Origin of the sequence: Duganella sp. CF517, assembly GCF_900110275.1 — a bacterium.
Classification (GTDB): Bacteria; Pseudomonadota; Gammaproteobacteria; order Burkholderiales; family Burkholderiaceae_D; genus Rugamonas.
Map to the genome: position 1 here is coordinate 67,867 of NZ_FODC01000005.1, position 18,169 is coordinate 86,035.

At 66.7% G+C, this 18,169-nt stretch carries 11 protein-coding genes; 5 read left to right on the forward strand and 6 right to left on the reverse strand.

The genetic code is table 11. The annotated features are described in order from the left end of the window. Positions 1-167 precede the first annotated feature (167 nt). The 3 genes from BMX85_RS19660 to glp all read left to right on the forward strand — a co-directional run bounded on the left by BMX85_RS19660 (position 168) and on the right by glp (position 6,498). The gene (locus tag BMX85_RS19660) at positions 168-3,287 is read left to right on the forward strand and encodes an Rne/Rng family ribonuclease (RefSeq protein WP_090322526.1); all 3,120 of its coding nucleotides are present in this window, start codon (positions 168-170) and stop codon (positions 3,285-3,287) included. Positions 3,288-3,445: 158 nt separating this feature from the next. Further along, positions 3,446-4,573: a GTP 3',8-cyclase MoaA gene (gene moaA / locus BMX85_RS19665; protein WP_090322531.1), complete on the forward strand. Its 1,128-nt coding sequence runs from the start codon at positions 3,446-3,448 to the stop codon at positions 4,571-4,573. Positions 4,574-4,578: 5 nt separating this feature from the next. Beyond that, a complete protein-coding gene (gene glp / locus BMX85_RS19670; protein WP_307173877.1) occupies positions 4,579-6,498 on the forward strand; it encodes a molybdopterin molybdotransferase MoeA in 1,920 nt (639 codons plus the stop codon). Positions 6,499-6,506: 8 nt separating this feature from the next. On the opposite strand, the gene BMX85_RS19675 is transcribed toward glp, so the two are convergent. From BMX85_RS19675 to cqsA, 4 genes are read right to left on the reverse strand one after another with little or no spacing between them, the layout of a single operon-like run. Beyond that, positions 6,507-8,474: an acyl CoA:acetate/3-ketoacid CoA transferase gene (locus tag BMX85_RS19675; RefSeq protein ID WP_090322537.1), complete on the reverse strand. Its 1,968-nt coding sequence runs from the start codon at positions 8,472-8,474 to the stop codon at positions 6,507-6,509. A 28-nt stretch (positions 8,475-8,502) separates the two neighbouring features. Then, positions 8,503-9,825, reverse strand: a complete 1,323-nt coding sequence (gene rmuC / locus BMX85_RS19680; RefSeq protein WP_090322541.1) for a DNA recombination protein RmuC — start codon at positions 9,823-9,825, stop codon at positions 8,503-8,505. Positions 9,826-9,829: 4 nt separating this feature from the next. Next, positions 9,830-10,246: a group II truncated hemoglobin gene (locus BMX85_RS19685; RefSeq protein ID WP_090322546.1), complete on the reverse strand. Its 417-nt coding sequence runs from the start codon at positions 10,244-10,246 to the stop codon at positions 9,830-9,832. 54 nt (positions 10,247-10,300) lie between these two features. Continuing rightward, positions 10,301-11,578 carry an alpha-hydroxyketone-type quorum-sensing autoinducer synthase gene (gene cqsA, locus BMX85_RS19690; RefSeq protein WP_373923895.1) on the reverse strand — a complete coding sequence of 426 codons (1,278 nt, stop codon included), beginning with the start codon at positions 11,576-11,578 and terminating at the stop codon, positions 10,301-10,303. 166 nt (positions 11,579-11,744) lie between these two features. Between cqsA and BMX85_RS19695 the strand changes: the two genes are divergently transcribed. Further along, the gene (locus BMX85_RS19695; protein WP_090322558.1) at positions 11,745-13,025 is read left to right on the forward strand and encodes a sensor histidine kinase; all 1,281 of its coding nucleotides are present in this window, start codon (positions 11,745-11,747) and stop codon (positions 13,023-13,025) included. A 4-nt stretch (positions 13,026-13,029) separates the two neighbouring features. Continuing rightward, a complete protein-coding gene (locus BMX85_RS19700; protein WP_090322563.1) occupies positions 13,030-14,040 on the forward strand; it encodes a response regulator in 1,011 nt (336 codons plus the stop codon). A gap of 45 nt (positions 14,041-14,085) precedes the next feature. Here BMX85_RS19700 and BMX85_RS19705 read toward each other — a convergent pair whose 3' ends face one another. After that, positions 14,086-16,623 carry an ABC transporter permease gene (locus BMX85_RS19705; RefSeq protein ID WP_090322568.1) on the reverse strand — a complete coding sequence of 846 codons (2,538 nt, stop codon included), beginning with the start codon at positions 16,621-16,623 and terminating at the stop codon, positions 14,086-14,088. A gap of 29 nt (positions 16,624-16,652) precedes the next feature. Next, positions 16,653-17,666, reverse strand: coding sequence for an adenosine deaminase (locus BMX85_RS19710; protein ID WP_090322571.1), 1,014 nt, complete (start codon positions 17,664-17,666; stop codon positions 16,653-16,655). Positions 17,667-18,169 lie beyond the last annotated feature (503 nt).

Sequence of the window (18,169 nt, forward strand, 5' to 3'; positions counted from 1 at the left end):
CGCCCAGTTGCGGCCGCAATGCTGGCTCACCGCCCGCGTCGCTGCGCCGCACAGGATGGGCATACCCACCGCAATCGTCTTAATTCTCGCGTATATCCCTGTACCTCGCCGTTTCGCTCCAGGGCGAACGGCATAGAGATGGCCCACGGGTCGCGGAGTTAATAAAAATGAAACGCATGTTGTTTAATGCTACGCAGCAAGAAGAGCTGCGCGTAGCGATCGTCGACGGTCAGAAACTGATCGATATCGACATCGAAACCGCCGGACGCGAACAGCGCAAGTCCAACATCTACAAAGGCGTGATCACCCGCATCGAGCCCTCGCTGGAAGCGTGCTTCGTCAGTTACGGCGAAGATCGCCACGGTTTCCTCCCTTTCAAAGAAGTAGCCCGCACTTATTTCCGTGAAGGTGTCGACGTCCGTACCGCCTCCGTCAAGGAAGCGCTGCGCGAAGGCCAGGAAATCATGGTCCAGGTCGAAAAGGAAGAGCGCGGCAACAAGGGCGCCGCCCTGACCTCGTTCGTCTCGCTGGCCGGCCGCTATCTGGTCTTGATGCCGAACAACCCGCGCGGTGGCGGTGTTTCCCGCCGTGTCGAAGGTGAAGAGCGCCAGGAATTGCGCGAAACCATGGACAAGCTGGACCTGCCGCCTGGCATGTCGGTCATCGCCCGCACCGCCGGCATCGGCCGCAACGTCGACGAGCTGCAGTGGGACTTGAACTACCTGATGCAACTGTGGCGCGCGATCGAAGGCGCCGGCAAGTCGGCCTCCGGCGCGTTCCTGATCTACCAGGAATCGTCGCTGGTGATCCGCGCGATCCGCGACTACTTCCAGCCCGATATCGGCGAGATCCTGATCGATACCGACGATATCTACGAACAAGCGCACCAGTTCATGAGCCACGTGATGCCCGACATGGTGCACCGCGTGAAGCGCTACAGCGACGACGTGCCGCTGTTCTCGCGTTTCCAGATCGAACACCAGATTGAAACGGCGTACTCGCGCACCGTGCCGCTGCCATCGGGCGGCGCCATCGTCATCGACCACACCGAAGCGCTGGTGTCGGTCGACGTCAACTCGGCGCGCGCCACGCGCGGCTCGGACATCGAGACCACCGCCTTCAACACCAACTGCGAAGCGGCCGAGGAAGTGGCGCGCCAGCTGCGCTTGCGCGACCTGGGCGGCCTGATCGTGATCGACTTCATCGACATGGAAGTGGCCAAGAACCAGCGCGAAGTCGAACAGCGCCTGAAGGACGCGCTGCACCACGACCGCGCCCGTGTTCAGATGGGCAAGATTTCCCGCTTCGGCCTGATGGAACTGTCGCGCCAGCGCCTGCGTCCGTCGCTGTCGGAAGGTTCGCACGTGACGTGCCCGCGCTGCTCCGGCACCGGCCACATCCGCGACACCGAATCGTCGGCGCTGCAAGTGCTGCGCATCATCCAGGAAGAGGCGATGAAGGAAAACTCGGCCACCATCCACGTGCAGGTGCCCGTGGACGTCGCCGCCTTCCTGCTCAACGAAAAGCGCGGCGAAGTGCTGAAGATCGAAAACCGCCACCGCATCGCCGTGATCCTGATCCCGAACAAGCATCTGGACACGCCGCACTACAAGCTCGAGCGCATCAAGCACGACGATCCGCGTCTGGAAGACAGCCAGGCCAGCTACACCCTGGCCGAGAGCGCCGAAACCGACATGGCCTACAGCAAGCGCCAGAAGGAAGAAGCCAAGCCGCGCCAGGAAGCCATGGTCAAGACCATCACGCCTGACCAGCCGGCCCCGCTGGTCGAGCGCAAGCCGGCCGAAACCGTCATCACGCCGGCCCCGGCGCCGGTGCCCGCACCGGCCGAGCAAGGCTTCTTCGCCAAGCTGTTCAGCTTCCTGAGCCCGAAACCGGCCCCGGTCGCGCAGCCGCAGCAGCCGACCATCGTCGTCAAGGCGCCGTCGCCGGACCGTGGCGACCGCAACGCCCGCGGCCCGCGCGGCCGCAGCCGTAACGGCAAAGGCGCCCGTGGCGAGCGCGAAGAGCGCGAACCGGGCGCGGCCCGTCCGGCGGCGGATGACGCCAAGCCGGTCGACGCCAGCGGCCGCCCGGCCCGTCCGCCACGTCCGCCGCGCGAACCGCGCGAGCCGCGTGAGAACACCGGCGCCGGCATCACCGCCGACGGCCAGGCGCCGCGCGAGCGCGCCGAACGTCCCGAGCGCGCCGAGCGTCCGGAACGTGCCGAGCGCACTCCGCGTCCACCACGCGAACCGCGCGCCGACAAGGCCCCGGTTGAAGCCAAAGTGGAAGAGCTGGCCTTGAACGCGGGTCTGGCATCGACCGGTCCGCTGACCGGCGCCGACGCCGCCACCAGCATCCTGAAGACCGCGCCGAACGCCGGTCCCGAGGGCGATGACAACGACGTGACGGCCGACGGCGAAGAACCGCGCCGCCGCCGCCGTCGTGGCGGTCGCAACCGCAACCGCCGCGACCGCGAAGGTGGCGAGGGCGTCGAAGGTATCGACGGCCAGGAAACCGAAGCGGCCGGCGAAGCTGGCGAGCACGGCGAGCACAAAACGCCGAGCTTCAGCGTCGCTCCGGCGGCCGAAGCGGCCGCCGTGGCAACCGACGCCGATGTCGCACCGGCGCCGGTCGAAGCATCCGTGACGGCCGAGCCGGTTACCGCGAACGTTGAAGCGGCCGAGCCGGCACCTGTGGTTGAGACCGCTGCAGCCGCGGCCCCGGCGCCAGCGATCGAAGCGGCGCCAGTGGCCGAGCCGGCCGCAGCCTCGCTCGACGGCACCGTTGTGATGCAAGCCCAGGCGCCAGCCGAAGCGGCAACGCCGGTTCAAACCGAGGACGCCTTTGCGGCCCCGGTCGCCGAGCCGGTCGCCGCGCCAGCGGCGGTCGCCGAAGCCGCCGCGCCAGTGGCAGCCGAGGTCGCTCCGATCGAAGCGCCAGTGGAAGCCAAGGTCGAAGCGCCAGTGTCGGCACCGGTTGAAGCGCCTGCCGTCGCGGAGCCAGTCGCTGCCGCGCCAGCACCAGTGCCAGCCCCGGCGCCGGCACCAGTGGCCGCCCCGGCACCCGCCCCTGTAGCAGCCCCTGCCGCTCCAGCCGCCCCGATCGACCTGCAGGCAGTGCTCGGCTCCGCCGGCCTGACCCTGGCAGCCACCGACCCGGCCAAGCTGCGCGCGGCGCAGGAAGCCGCCGCCAAGGTAGCGGCCCCGGTGCGCGTTCCACGCGAACGCAAGCCACTGCCACCGCAAGCGGACGAGCCGCTGGTTCAAGTCGACACCCGCCGCTAAGCTGGTGAAGTAGCGAAAAAAAAAGGGAAGCCGCGCGCTTCCCTTTTTTCATTCTGCCGACGTGGTTTGATATGGCCGCTAAACCCGCTCGGCGCCATCGTGCTATCGTAGCTCCTTCGGCGGTAAGCGAATTTCCTTAACAGCAATATTGTAGAGTCATGGCAGAAAAAATCATCATGATGGCCCAGCAGCGCCGCGGCGCGCCGGCCATTCCCGCGATCCTGGAAGCGCCCACCGGCCTGCTGAGCGATCAGCTGGCGCGGCCGCTGCACGACCTGCGCATCTCCGTGACCGACCGTTGCAACTTCCGCTGCGTCTATTGCATGCCGAAGGCGGTGTTCGACAACGATTACCAGTACCTGCCGCACACCTCGCTGCTGTCGTTCGAGGAGATCACGCGGCTGGCCAAGACCTTCATCGCCCACGGCGTCGAGAAAATCCGCCTGACCGGCGGCGAGCCGCTGCTGCGCAAGAACCTCGAACGCCTGATCGGCATGCTCGCCGAACTCAAAACCATCGACGGCAAGCCGCTCGACCTGACCCTGACCACCAACGCCTCGCTGCTGGCGCGCAAGGCGCAATCGCTCAAGGACGCCGGCCTGCAACGCGTGACCGTTTCGCTCGACGCGCTCGACAACGCCACCTTCCAGCGCATGAACGATGTCGACTTCTCGGTCGACGACGTGCTCAAGGGCATAGACGTGGCGCACCAGGTGGGCCTGGGCCCGATCAAGATCAACATGGTGGTCAAGGGCGGCATGAACGACGACCAGATCCTGCCGATGGCGCGCCACTTCCGCAACACGCCGTTCATCCTGCGCTTCATCGAATACATGGACGTCGGCGCCTCCAACGGCTGGAAGATGGACGAGGTGATTCCGTCGGCCGAGGTGGTGCGCCGCATCCAGGCCGAGATGGCGCTCGAGCCGGTCGCCGCCAACTACGCCGGCGAAACGGCGGCGCGCTGGCGCTACGTGGACAACGACGGCGCCGGCGCCGGCGCCGGCGAGATTGGCCTGATCTCCAGCGTCACGCAAGCCTTCTGCGCGAACTGCTCGCGCGCACGCCTGTCGACCGAGGGTAAGCTTTACACCTGCCTGTTCGCCACCAGCGGCCACGATCTGCGCGCGCTGCTGCGCGAGGGCCGCAGCGACGAGGAAATCAGCACCGTGCTGGCGCACCTGTGGCGCGCGCGCGGCGACCGCTATTCCGAACTGCGCACCAACAATACCGACGGCCTGCCACGCAGCGCCAACAAGGTCGAAATGTCTTACATCGGAGGGTAGTGTCTGTGAAGAGCAAGATCACCGGGCTGATACTCGCGGGCGGGCGCGGCACCCGCATGGGCCGCGTCGACAAAGGCTTGCAGCCGTTCCGCGGCACCACCATGATCGCCCATGTGCTGCGCCGCCTGGCGCCGCAGGTCGACACCGTCGCCATCAACGCCAACCGCAATCTGCCGCAATACCAGGCCGCCGCCGGCGCCGACACCGTCGTCATGCCCGACCAAATGAGCGGCTTCGAAGGCCCGCTGGCCGGCCTGCAAGCGGGCTTGCATTACTGCGCCACCGAGTTGCTATTGACGGCGCCGTGCGACTCGCCCTTCCTGCCGGCCGACCTGGCCGCGCGCCTGTACGCCGCGCTGGAGACCGAAAATGCCGACCTGGCCGTCGCCGTGACCATGGAAACGGACGAACAGGATGGCGGCGCCCCCTACCGCCAGCCGCATCCCGTATTCAGCCTGCTCAAGGCCAGCCTGCTGCCGCAACTGGAGGCTTACCTCGCCACCGGCGCGCGCCGCGTGGAGGGCTGGCACAAATCGCTGCGCGTGGCCGAGGTGATGTTCGACGACGCCTCCGCCTTCCGCAATATCAATACGCTGGAAGAGTTGAAGCGGCACGAGCCCGAAGCGGCCACACCCGCCGCGACGCCGGTCCCCGCCGCATCCCCGGCCGGCGACCCGGACGCCCTGCCCGTCGACGAGGCGCGCCGGCTGATCGCCCAGCGCGTCACGCCTGTCGCGGCGACCGAAAAAGTCGCTGTATGCTCGGCGCTGGACCGCGTGCTGGCCGAGGACATCATCTCGCCGATCAACGTCCCCGCCTACGACAACTCGGCGATGGACGGCTACGCGCTGCGCGGCGCCGACTTGCCGCTCGACGCGGGCGCCGGACCGGTCACCCTCAAGGTCATCGGCGCCGCCTACGCCGGCCGTCCCTTCGAAAAAACGGCGGCGCCCGGCGAATGCGTGCGCATCATGACCGGCGCCGCCATGCCGCCCGGTTGCGACAGCGTGCTGCCGCAGGAACTGGCGGCGGCGATCGGCGAATCGAGCGTGACCATCGCGCACGGCACGATCCGCGCCGGCGCCAACCGCCGCTTCGCCGGCGAAGATTTGACCGCCGGCGGCGTCGCGCTGGCGCGAGGCAAAATCATGCGTCCCGCCGATCTGGGTCTGGTCGCGTCGCTCGGCATCGCCGAAGTGACGGTGCGGCGCCGCCTGCGCGTGGCGTTCTTCTCCACCGGCGACGAACTGCGCTCGCTGGGCGACACGCTCGATACGGGCTGCGTCTACGACAGCAACCGCTACACCTTGTTCGGCATGCTCACGCGCCTCGGCTGCGAGGTCGTCGACCTGGGCATCGTGCGCGACGACCCGGCGGCGCTGCAGGCGGCGCTGCGGTCGGCATGCCGGGAGGCGGACGCCATCATCACCTCGGGCGGCGTGTCCGAGGGCGCGGCCGACTACACGCGCGACATCATGGCGCTGCTCGGCGACGTCGCTTTCTGGAAGCTGGCGATGCGGCCGGGCCGTCCGCTCGCCTTCGGCGAGGTGCGGACCGGCGACGGCGCCGCCTGGCTGTTCGGATTGCCGGGCAATCCGGTGGCGGTGATGGTGTCGTTCTATCTGTTCGCGCGGCCGGCGCTGTTGCGCATGATGGGCGTGGACGAGGCGCGGACCATGCCGCAAACGACGCGCGCGCGGGCCACGGAAGCGATCCGCAAACGCCCCGGCCGCACCGAGTACCAGCGCGGCATCGTCTCGACCGGCGTCGATGGCGGCGCGCAGGTGCGGCTGACCGGCGCGCAGGGCTCGGGCATCCTCAGTTCGATGACGGAGGCCAATTGCATTGTCGTGCTGCGGCACGGGCAGGCCGGCGTCGCCGTTGGCGACCCGGTCGACATCATCCTGTTTGACGGGTTGATTTAGCGCCGCGCCTACTCTTGCTGCCTTAACCGCAGCAGCGCCTCGGCCGAATCGGCGAACAGCGCCGCGTCCTTCTCGATGCGGCGGAACGCCCGCCCCAGGCTGGCGCGCATGAAGGTGCTGTGCGCGTAGCGCGTGACCTTGCTGTAGTAGCGCTCCGCCAGCTGGTTGACCGCCTCCACATACTGGTCCATCAAGTCCGGCGCGATCGAGAAATTGTCGTAGTTGATCACCGCCGGCACCTTGCGTCCCAACGGCGCCAGGCGCTCCGACACCAGCGCGCAAATACGCTCGATGGTGGCCGCGTCGCCCACCTCGAAACCTTCGAAGTTCACGAAGAACAGCTGCTGCTGCGCGTCGTACACCAGCCGCTGCTCCAGCGGCCGCGCGAGGAAATCGACCCGCCAGTTCATCGGCAACGGCGCGAAAATGCGCGCGTCCATCAGTTTCAGCTGCGCGCTGATCGAAGGCTTGAAATCCATCTGCGCCAGGATGTCGCGCTCCAGATCGACGCCGGGCGCGATCTCGATCAACTCCAATCCCGACATGCCGCCATCGAGCACCAGCTTGAACACGCAACGCTCGGTGACGAACAAGGCTTCCTGCCCCCGCCGCGCGGCATATTCGCCACTGTAGGTGCGATGCTCTACCTCCGCGACGAATTTGCGCGTGCGCCCCTTGTCGGCGGTGAAGGTGCCGACGAACACCACCTTGCGCGCGTTCTGGCTGATATTGATGAAGCCCCCGGCGCCGGCCAGCTTGCTGCCGAACTTACTGACATTCAGATTGCCGTGCCGGTCCGCCTGCGCCAGGCCGAGGAAGGCCACATCGAGCCCGCCGCCGTCGTAGAAATCGAACTGGTACGGCTGGTCGATGACGGCGTCCGCGTTGGTGGCCGCGCCGAAGTTCAAGCCGCCGGCCGGCAGGCCGCCGATCACGCCCGGTTCGGCCGTCAAGGTCACCAGGTCGAGCAGCTTCTCCTCCGCCGCGACGTTGGCCACGCCCTCGGGCATGCCGATGCCGAGGTTGACGACATTGTTCGGCCGCAGCTCCATCAGCGCGCGGCGCGCGATGATCTTGCGCTCCGATAGCGGCATCGGCGCCATCGCCGACAAGGCCACGCGCAGCTCGCCGGCGAAGGCCGGGTTGTAGGGCTCGGCGAAGGTCTGCATGTGGTATTCGGGCTTCTCGGCCACCACCACGCAGTCGACCAGGATGCCGGGTATCTTGACCTGGCGCGGGTTGAGCGTGCCCCGCTCGGCGATCCGCTCGACCTGCACGATGACGATGCCGCCGGAGTTGTGCGCCGCCATCGCGATCGCCAGCGCCTCCAAGGTCAGCGCCTCGCGCTCCATGGTGACGTTGCCGTTGGCGTCGGCCGTCGTGCCGCGGATGATCCCCACGTGCACCGGCTGCGCCTTGTAGAACAGGTATTCGTTGCCGCCCATGGTGGCCACCTCCACCAGCTCCTCGGTGGTGCGGTCGTTGATCTTGCCGCCGCCGTGGCGCGGATCGACAAACGTCCCGAGGCCGACGTGCGTGAGCAATCCCGGCTTGCCGGCGGCGGTGTCGCGAAACAGCTGGCTGATGACGCCTTGCGGCAGGTTGTACGCCTCGATCTTGCCGGCGATGGCCAGCTGCTGCAGCTTGGGGACCAAACTCCAGTGGCCGCCGACGACGCGTTTGAGCATGCCCTCGTGCGCCAGGTGATTGAGGCCGCGATCCTTGCCGTCGCCCTGCCCGGCCGCGTAGACCAGGGTCAGGTCGCGCGGATGGCCGCCGCCGTCGGACGCCGGCGCCAGGAAGCGCCGCTCCAGCGCCACCGCGATATTTTCGGCGAAACCGACGCCGACAAACCCGCCGGTGGCGATGGTGTCGCCGTCGCGTATCAGGCCGACCGCGTCGGCCGCGCTGACGATCTTGTCGCGCTGGACGGCCGGCATGCCGACGGTGGAAAAATCAAGGCTACGTCCTGGCATGATCGGCTCCGTTTTTTAGTCCCGCGTTCTAGTCGGTCTCGAGATCTGGCTTATCCAGTTCAGGCCCCAGCAGCAACTGCGCCGCCTCGCTCGGCAGCGCCTCCACCGTTTTGAGCTTGCGCGCCATCTGGCGGCTGCGGGTCTCCGCCGATTCGATGTTCTTGGCGGCGCGTTCCAACGTCAGCTTGGTCGCGGCCAGCACGTCGCCGAACTTGGCGAACTCCGTCTTCACCGCGCCCAGCACCTGCCACACCTCGGACGAGCGCTTTTCCAGCGCCAAGGTGCGGAAGCCCATCTGCAGGCTGTTGAGCAGCGCCGACAGCGTCGACGGCCCGGCGATGCTGATGCGGTGCAGCCGTTGCAGTTCATCGGCCAGCCCCGGACGGCGCATCACTTCCGCGTACAGCCCCTCGGTCGGCAGGAACAGGATGGCGAAATCGGTGGTGTGCGGCGGCGACACGTATTTCTCGGAGATCGTCCTGGCCTCGCCGCGCACCGCCCGTTCCAGCTCGCGCCCGGCCAACGCCACGCCCTCGGCGTCCGCGCGGTCGGCGGCGTCCAGCAGGCGTTCGTACTGCTCCTTGGGGAATTTGGCGTCGATCGGCATCCACACCGGCGCCCCGCCCTCCACCTGGCCCGGCAGCTTGAGCGCGAATTCGACCCGCGCGCCGCTGCCGGCGATGGTCTCGACGTTTTTCCCGTATTGCTCCGGCGTGAGCACCTGCTCGAGCAGCATCTCCAGCTGCACCTCGCCCCAGGTGCCGCGCGTTTTGACGTTGGTCAGCACCCGCTTCAAGTCGCCGACGCCCAGCGCCAGCTGCTGCATCTCGCCCAGCCCCTGGTGGACGCGTTCGAGCCGCTCGGACACCTGCAGGAACGACGCCGTCAGGCGCGTCTCCAGCGTCGCGTGCAGCTTCTCGTCGACGGTCTTGCGCATCTCTTCGAGCCGGGCGCCGTTGTCGGCCTGCAGATCCTTGATCTTGGCCTCCAGCGTCGCGCGCACCTCCTGCATGCGCGCCGCGTTCGACTCGGTCAGCCGGGCCAGCGCCTGGTTCATGCTGTCGGCGAACTGCTTCAGGCCCCGGCTCTGCTCTTCGCGTCCGACCAGCCCTTGCGCCTGGAGCTGGCGGCGCATGTCCTCGAACTGCTGCACGGTGGCCGCGTGCGTGGTTTGGGCCGTCGTTTGCAGCTGCATCCGCACCTCGCGCTCGACGCGCTCGATGCGCTCGGCCAGGCCGGCGTCGGCCTGGGCGCCGCCGGCGCGCCCGCGCAGCAGCGCCACCACCTGCATCACAAGCACAAGGAGGAGAAACAGCGCCAGCGCCGCCAGCAGAAATTCGGTCTGGGTCATCGTGTCAATCCGGCTTGTTGCGCATCCAGTCGGCGGTCTGGTAGAACGACTCCATCAGCCGCACCCGCAGCGCCTCGTCGATGCCGACATCCTCCATCGCCCACGCCATCGCGCGCAGCCACTGGTCGCGCTCCCGCGTGCCGATGGCGAACGGCATGTGCCGCATCCGCAGGCGCGGATGGCCGTGCGCCTCGATGTACAGGTCCGGCCCGCCCATCCAGCCGCTGAGAAACATGAACAGGCGCTCGCGCGCGTTGTCGAGCGTCGGCGGATGGGCCGCGCGCAGCAGCGCGAACTCGCTCTCGAGTTCCATCAAATCATAAAAACGGTCGACCATCTCGCGCACGCGCGATTCGCCGCCGATCACTTCGTAAAGGGATTGCGGGGTTTGTGGGGTTTGTGGTTCAGTCATAGCCGTCATGATAGCGTACCGGGGCGCCGGGCGCGCAACGTACACAATGCGCGCCACCGCCCCTTACACCAGCGCCAGCCGGTCCAGACGCCGCGTCGACGACCAGCTCTCCAGGTCGACCTGCGGGCGGATATCCTCGCACGCCTGGACGATGCGCGCCAATTGCGAACCGTCCAGGCCCGAGTTGAGCGTCAGCCGCACCAGCGAACGGTTCTTGGCGGTGGCGGGCGCGCAAAACATGGCGCCGTAGATGCCGTGCGTCTCGAGCAGCTTGCGCAGCGCCAAGGTCTTGGGCTCGGGGCCCGGCTCCAGCGCGATGATCTGCTCGCTGCCCTCGCTGACGTTGTAGCCGAGCGCGCCCAACTCCTCGCGCAGCTCGAGCGCGTTCGCGCGCAAGGCGGCGCGGCGGTCGTCGGCCGCCGCGACGAAATCGATGGCGGCGTCGAACCAGGCCAGTTCGTGACCCAGCAGACAGGAGCTGAAAATGGCCGGCCGCGATTCCGACAGGAAGTAACCCTTGAACTTGTTCGAACACGTGATGAAGCCGGCGCGCCCGGCGAAGGCCTTGGCCAGCGACGCCGTGCGGAAATGCACGCGCTCGCTCAAGCCCTGCGCCGCCACCAGCCCGGCGCCGCGCGGTCCGTGCGTGCCCAGCGAATGCGATTCGTCGACGATCAGCAGGCAGCCGTGTTGCTCCGCGATCTCCACCAGCTCCCGCAGCGGCGCCACGCTGCCGTTGGTGCTGTAGAGCGCGTCGACGGCGATCAGCCCGCGTCCATGGCGCGCCAGTTGCTTGCGCAAGTGCTGCATGTCATTGTGCAGGAACGACACCGGCGCCGCCCCGGCCGACTGCACGCCCTCCCACAGCGACGCGTGGGCCTGGATGTCCAGGTACACCGGGATGCCGGGCGCGGCCAGGGTCTGCACCAGGCCGACATTGGCGGCCCAGCCCGATTGCGCGAGGATGCCGTCCTGCGCGCCCATCAGCGCGGCGAACCGGCGCTCCAGCCGGTGCTGGGCGCTGCCCTCCTGCAAATACACGGCCGACATCAGCATTCCGCCGCCGCTGTCGCGCAGCGCGGCGATCTGCGCGCCCACCAGCGCCGGCTCCCCGCCCAGGCACAGATAGTCGTTGCCGGCCAAGAACACCGTGCCGCGCGGCGTCGGCTGCCACGCGTGCGGGTGCTCGCCGCCCAGCAATTGTTCGATGCGGGTGATGTAATGCTGGTCCATGCGGGCGTTGACATAGTCCGGCATGGCTTGCTCGGCGGATAGGGTCAAGCCATGGGAAAGGGAGGTGGCATTGCCACGCATGCGGTTTTCAGCGATAGCTCGGGACATTTTATGATCTCCTCGGAAGTGGAAAGGTTGCAATTTGTGAATCTCATGTCGCACCTTGCAGCAAATAAAGAGAGGGAGATTGATGCAAATCAACTTGTGATTTGATATGGCCGGGCATGTTCCGATTTCAGGCGATGATGCAAACTTGATACACGTCACATCGGCCATGAAGCATCCCCTGCAAGCACGCTGGAAACGTTGGCAACACGGAGTGGTCCAGTCGCTGCTGCTCTATCATGGCCGCGAGGACCATGCGACGGTGCGCGTGCTGCTGTTGGCGTGCATCGGCACGGTGGGCATGCCGCTGTATTACGTGATCTGGCAGCATTTTTTCCCGCAGGAATATGAAAGCCTGCCGCTGCGCATGGTCGGCATCCTGCTGTGCGCGCTGGGCCTGTTCGCGCGCCAGTTCACGCGCCGCATGCTCGAGTTGTACCTGCTGGTGGCGCTGAGCTACATCTTTCCGTTCTTCTTCACATTCATGTTCGTCATGAACCACGCCTCGGGCGTGTGGGCCGAGTCGCTGCTGATCGGCCTGGTCGTGCTGTTCCACTTCGATACCGGCCTGGCGCTGCGGGCCTATGTGATCGGCACCGCGCTGGCGTGCGTGGTCGTCGTCGCGCTCGGTGAGGCCGCCACCCTGCTCGGCAAGCCGGTGTTGCAGCAATTGCCGGTGCAATGGTTCACCATCGCCGTGCTGTCGGCGGCCAAGATCAGCCGCAACGTGCTGGCGCAGGAAAAGCTGGCCGGGCTGGGCGCGGGGCTGGCCACCGTGGCCCACGAGCTGCGCACGCCGCTGACCAGCGTCGACGCCAACGTGCGCGGCCTGCTCAGGTTGTTCTCGGACATCAACGGCCGCGTGGCCGAAGACCGGCTCGGCACGATCGACGCGCTGGCCCGCATCCAGTTCGAGGTGCGGCACATGAACCACATGATCGACCTGTTCCTGCTCAGCGCCACGGCGGTGCGGCAAAACCTGCGCCCGGTCGAGGCGGTCTCGATGGAGACGGCGGTCGAGGCGGTGCTCAAGCGCTACCCGTTCTCCAGCGCCGGCCAGCAAAAAATGGTCACGCTGGAGGTGCGCCGCAATTTCCGCTTCGCCGGCCAGGCCGAGCTGTCGGTGGTGATCCTGCTCAATTTGCTGCGCAACGCGCTCAAGGCGGTGCAGCGCGCCGGCAAGGGCCGCGTGCGCATCGTCGTCGACGGCGCCCACGAGCCGCCGCGCCTGCTGTTCATCGACACCGGCTGCGGCATTCCGGCGCCGCAGATGTCGCTGATTTTTCGCCGCTTCTATTCCTATCCGCCGCACAATGGCGCCGGGATAGGCCTGGCGCTGTGCCAGGAAATCATGGAAGCGTGGAACGCCACCATCCGGTGCGTGTCGCGCGAAAGCGCGTACGCCATCTTCGTGCTGGAGTTTCCCCAGCAGTTGTCCACTTCGAGGTGAATTTATGCATCTGCCCGTCTATTCCCACCCCACGCTGACCGTGCTCGTCGACGACAGCGGCTCGTTCCTGAAAAGCCTGTCGTTCCAGCTCGACCCCATGCTGGCGAGCAAAACCTTCCACGACACCTCGGCGGCGCTGCAATGGCTGCGCCAAAGCGAGGCGGACGACGGCGTGCTGCTGCAGGTGAACTTCGACATGCAAAACCTCACCGGCGACCAGTGCAACATCGCGCTCGACCTGGAACGCATTTACCGCATCGGCGAGCAGCGCCGGCGCTTCTCCACGCCGTCGGTGCTGGTGGTCGACTATTCGATGCCGCAAATGAACGGACTGGAATTTTGCGAGGCGGTCAGCCACCTGCCGTGCAAGAAGATTTTGTTCACCGGCACGGCCGACGAAAAAATCGCCGTCAGCGCCTTCAACCGCGGCCTGATCGACCGCTACATCAAGAAGAGCGACGACCACGCGCTCGACATCCTGGAGGTGGAGATCGCCGCGCTGCAACGCAGCTACTTCGACGGCAAGTCGGAAACCCTGCGCGAGCTGGTGCTGCTGCATAACTATCATTTCCTGGGCGACCCGGTGCTGGCCGGCCTGGTGCAGCATTTGATGGCGTCGATGGGATTCGTCGAGCACTACATTTTCCCGAATCCGACCGGCATCCTGTTCCTCGACAAACACGGCAAGGCCAAGCTGATGATGATCGAGACCGAACAGGGCATGTACGCGCAGTACGAGATCGCCCGCGACAGCGACGCGCCGCCGTCGTTGCTCGATGCGCTGCTGGCGCGGCGGGTGCTGCCGTTCTTTTCGGATGCCGAGGGCGACGGGATGTACGCGCGCGAAGTCGGCGACAGCTGGCACCGCTACTGCGCGGCGCCGCAGCTGTGCCATGGGCGCGAGACGTATTATTGGGCGCTGTTCGACTTGCCGGCGCACTATTTCGACAAGCTGCCGTACGCGTATGCGCAGTTTTTAAAGGAGCACGCGGCGCAGGAAAGCGTGGCCGCGTGATTGCAAGGCAACAAGCCGCCGACGCCGGCGGCTTGCCGCTGGCGATTACGCCTCGCGCAAGGTTTGCAACGGCGGCTGGCGCAGCACGTTGCGCAAGCCCAGCCAGCCACCGGCGATCGCGCACGCCGCGCCGGCCACCAATCCGACCAGCCACACCGACGGACTGAACGCCCAGGCGAACTTGAACTGATACGTCGCCAGCGCCCATCCCATGGCCGCCGCGCCGGTCGCCGCCAGCACGCCCGACAGCGCGCCGACCAGCGAGAACTCGATCAACTGCGCCTGCGACAATTGCTTGCGCGTGGCCCCCAGCGCCCGCAACAGCCCGGACTCGCGGGTGCGCTCATCCTGCGATCCCATCAACGCCGCGTACAGCACCAGCAAGCCGGAGGCCAGCGTGAAGATGAACAGGAACTCGATCGCCGTCACCACCTGGTCCAGCACCGACTGCACCTGCCGCAGCAGGCCGCCGACATCGACAATGGTCAAGTTCGGGAAATCGCGCGTCAGCGCGTTCATCACGCCGCCCTGTTGCGGCGGCAGGTGGAACGCCGTGATCCAGCTTTGCGACACTTCCATCATCGCCGCCGGATTGATGATCACGAAGAAATTGACCCGCATCGATCCCCACTCCAGCTTGCGCAGGCTGGTGATGGTGACGTCGACCGGCGCGCCGGCTATGTCGAAGCGCAACTTGTCGCCCAGCTTCCAGCGCAAGGTCTTGGCGATGCCCTCCTCCACCGACGCCTCGGCCGAACCGGGCGTGTCGGCGAACCACTTGCCGGCGCTGATCTTGTTCTCGGCCTGCATCCGCGCCATCGTCGACAGATTGAACTCGCGGTCGGCCAGGCCGCGCGCGCGGTCCTCGGTGTACGTTTCCGCCGTGACCGGCTGGCCGTTCACCGCCGTCAGGCGGCCGCGTATCATCGGATACTGCGGCGCGTAGCCGACGCCGGCCGCCTCCAGCCGCTTGGCGACCTGCTCGCGCTGTTCCGGCTGGATATTGATGATGAACCGGTTCGGCGCGTCCGGCGGCGTGGCGTTGCGCCAGGCCGACATCAAATCCTCGCGCACCACGGTCAGCACCAGCAGCGCCATCATGCCCAGCGCCAACGACACCACCTGCACGATGGTCGCCCCCGGACGCCGTTGCAGCGACGTGATGGCGAAGCGCCAGCTTTGATGGTCGATGGCGCCGCGCAGCGGCTTGAGCGCCTTCAACCCCAGCCACGCCACCAGCCCGAACACGACGAAGGCGCCGAGGAAGCCGGCCGCCGTGTACCCGGCCAGCTGGGCGTCGCCAGCCTGCCACAGCAGCAGCAAGCCGAAGCCGCCCATGCCCAGGCCGTAGGTGGCCAGCGCCGCCACCTGCGGCGGCTCCTGCTCGCGGCGGATCACGCGGTTGTGCGGCACCTTGCGCAATTGCAGGATCGGCGGCAGCGCGAACGCGGCCAGCAGCAGCATGCCGATGGCCAGGCCCTGCAGCGCCGGATAGATCGTCGGCCCCGGCAGGTCGGCCGACACCAGCTTGCCCAGCACCTCGAGCAGCACGTAGTGCGCGCCGAAGCCGACCGCCACGCCGATGGCGCTGCCGGCCAGGCCGACCATCAGGAATTCATACAGGTACATCGCGGTGACCTGGTTCTGCGTCAGGCCCAGGCAGCGCAGCATGGCGCAGGCGTCCAGATGGCGCTGCATGAAGCGGCGCGCCGCCATCGCCACGGCGACGGCCGCCAGCATCGCCGACAGCAGGCCCACCAGCGACAGGAAACGGTCGGCGCGGTCCAGCGTGTTGCGCATTTCGGGACGGCCGTTTTCCAGCGACTCGACGCGCACGCCCTTGATGTTGTCGGCCTTGATCTTGTCGTCGAGCCATTTCTGCAACGACGCGGCGACGGCCGGGCCGTTGTCCAGCGTCGCCGGCGCCGCCAGCAGCAGGCGGTAGGTCACGCGCGAGCCGGGCTGGATCAGGTCGGTCGCCGGCAGGTCCTGCAGCGCCAGCATCACGCGCGGCGCGAACGCCAGGAAGTTGGCGCCGCGATCCGGCTCCGAGGCGATCAGCTGGGCGATCTTGAAGCTTTTGTCGCCCAGTTTGAGCTCGTCGCCGATGTTGGTGTTCAGGCTGCCGAGCAGGCCGGCGTCGATCCACACGGTGCCGGGCGCGGGAATGCCGGCGGCCGGGGCGCCGTCGCTTTGATCGGCCCGGGCCGGATCGGTGGTCAGCTTCAGCTTGCCGCGCAGCGGATAGCCGGGGCCGACCGCCTTGAGCGAGGCCAGCATCGAGGTCGACTGTTCGCCCGCGCCCGCCTGCGCCATGCTGGGGAAGACCACGGTGTCGGTCGCCACCAGGCCGCGCCGCAGCGCCTCGGCGCGCCACGCGGCAGGCACGGGATTGTCGGCGCTGATGACGACGTCGGCGCCCAGCAACTGGTGCGCGTCCCGGTCGAGGCCGCTACGCAGGCGGTCGACGAAGAAACCGGTGGCCGACAACGCGGCCACCGCCACCGTCAGCGCGATCAGCAGGAAGCGCAACTGGCCGGCGCGCCAGTCGCGCGCCGTCATTTTCAGGGCAAGCTTGAACATTGGTGTGACCCTTGGTGTCGATCCGGTGCTTAGACGGCGGCCGCGGCGAAGTAGGCGTCCACCTCGTCGAGGAACTTCTGTTTCTCGGCGGGCGGCAGGAAGGCGGCGGTGAAGCCGTTGCGCGCCAGCCGCTGCGCGTGGGACAGGCCCAGCGGCAAGGCTTCGAAGGTGGCGATGAAGTTGTCGTTCATATAGCCGCCGAAATAGGCCGGGTCGTCGGAGTTGACGGTCGCCACGATGCCGGCGTCGAGCAGCTCGAGCAGGTTGTGCTGGCCCATGTGCTGGAACACGCACAGCTTGACGTTGGACAACGGACACACGGTCAGCGCGATCCGCTCGCGCGCCAGGCGCTGCGTCAGCGCGGCGTCGTCGAGGCAGCGCACGCCGTGGTCGATGCGCTCGACCTTGAGCACGTCGAGCGCCGTTTCGATGTATGCCGGCGGGCCTTCCTCGCCGGCATGGGCGACCAGGCGGAAGCCGAGCTCCTTGCAGCGCGCGAACACGCGGGCGAATTTCTCCGGCGGATTGCCGAGCTCGGATGAATCGAGGCCGATGCCCAGGTACTTGTCGCGGTACGGCAGCGCCTCCTCCAACGTGGCGAAGGCGTCCTCCTCCGACAGGTGGCGCAGGAAGCTCAGGATCAAGGTGGCGCTGACCGGGCTGTCCTGGCAGGCGCGGTAGATGCCGTCGATGACGGTCTTGATCGGCACGCCGCGCGCCGTGTGCGTTTGCGGATCGAAGAAGATCTCGGCGTGGCGCACGTTGTCGGCCGCGGCGCGCTGGAGGTAGGCGGCCGTCATGTCGTAGAAGTCCTGCTCTTGCAGCAGCACGCTGGCGCCCGCGTAGTAAATATCGAGGAACGATTGCAAATCGGTGAAGGCATAGGCGGCGCGCAAAGCCTCGACCGACGCATATGGCAAGCTGACGTTGTTGCGCTTGGCCAGCGCGAAGATCAGTTCCGGCTCCAGCGAGCCTTCGATATGGATGTGCAGTTCGGCCTTGGGCATGCCCTCGAGGACGGCGCGCAATTGTGGGTTCAACATGTTCTTTTTCCTGGTACGGGTGGCGAGAGGGGTGACGCTAGCTGGACATCTTATCTTATCCCGGCGTCGGGCTCACCGCGGCGCTTCGCGCGGTGCGACAGCGGGCGCCGGGTTGCGGCAAAATTTATCTATTACGAGGCGCGATCGGCACGGCGCGCACAGGCGTGATACTGTGGCATTAGTGTGGTAAAAACGAGCGAAAAAAATGCCATTCAACTCACGGGAAACGTCAAAAATTTCGCAATAATATTCTTTAAAATCAGCATGTTACGAAAGAGTATTAACGATATTACGACATATCTTTTGACTTCCTGCGGCAATAGAGCAATAATAAATTTCATAGACGTAAGAAGCATTACGACCGACACATAAAAGCCGTCCACCGGCATGCAGCCAGCGGCAATAAAGCCAGCTCAAGGACACGGGCAATCCGTGCCATCAAAGGAAGCTGGAGACAAGAAAAACAAGATCGAAAGGGAACACACGAATTAGGGCCAGGGCAG

What these genes read in the sequence shown, in the direction of transcription:
- BMX85_RS19675 (WP_090322537.1), bottom strand. Translation starts at nt 8,474, where the DNA reads ATGCCAGGACGTAGCCTTGATTTTTCCACCGTCGGCATGCCGGCCGTC.
- BMX85_RS19700 (WP_090322563.1), top strand. Translation starts at nt 13,030, where the DNA reads ATGCATCTGCCCGTCTATTCCCACCCCACGCTGACCGTGCTCGTCGAC.
- BMX85_RS19695 (WP_090322558.1), top strand. Translation starts at nt 11,745, where the DNA reads ATGAAGCATCCCCTGCAAGCACGCTGGAAACGTTGGCAACACGGAGTG.
- BMX85_RS19660 (WP_090322526.1), top strand. Translation starts at nt 168, where the DNA reads ATGAAACGCATGTTGTTTAATGCTACGCAGCAAGAAGAGCTGCGCGTA.
- cqsA (WP_373923895.1), bottom strand. Translation starts at nt 11,578, where the DNA reads ATGTCCCGAGCTATCGCTGAAAACCGCATGCGTGGCAATGCCACCTCC.
- BMX85_RS19705 (WP_090322568.1), bottom strand. Translation starts at nt 16,623, where the DNA reads ATGTTCAAGCTTGCCCTGAAAATGACGGCGCGCGACTGGCGCGCCGGC.
- moaA (WP_090322531.1), top strand. Translation starts at nt 3,446, where the DNA reads ATGGCAGAAAAAATCATCATGATGGCCCAGCAGCGCCGCGGCGCGCCG.
- BMX85_RS19710 (WP_090322571.1), bottom strand. Translation starts at nt 17,666, where the DNA reads ATGTTGAACCCACAATTGCGCGCCGTCCTCGAGGGCATGCCCAAGGCC.
- BMX85_RS19685 (WP_090322546.1), bottom strand. Translation starts at nt 10,246, where the DNA reads ATGACGGCTATGACTGAACCACAAACCCCACAAACCCCGCAATCCCTT.
- rmuC (WP_090322541.1), bottom strand. Translation starts at nt 9,825, where the DNA reads ATGACCCAGACCGAATTTCTGCTGGCGGCGCTGGCGCTGTTTCTCCTC.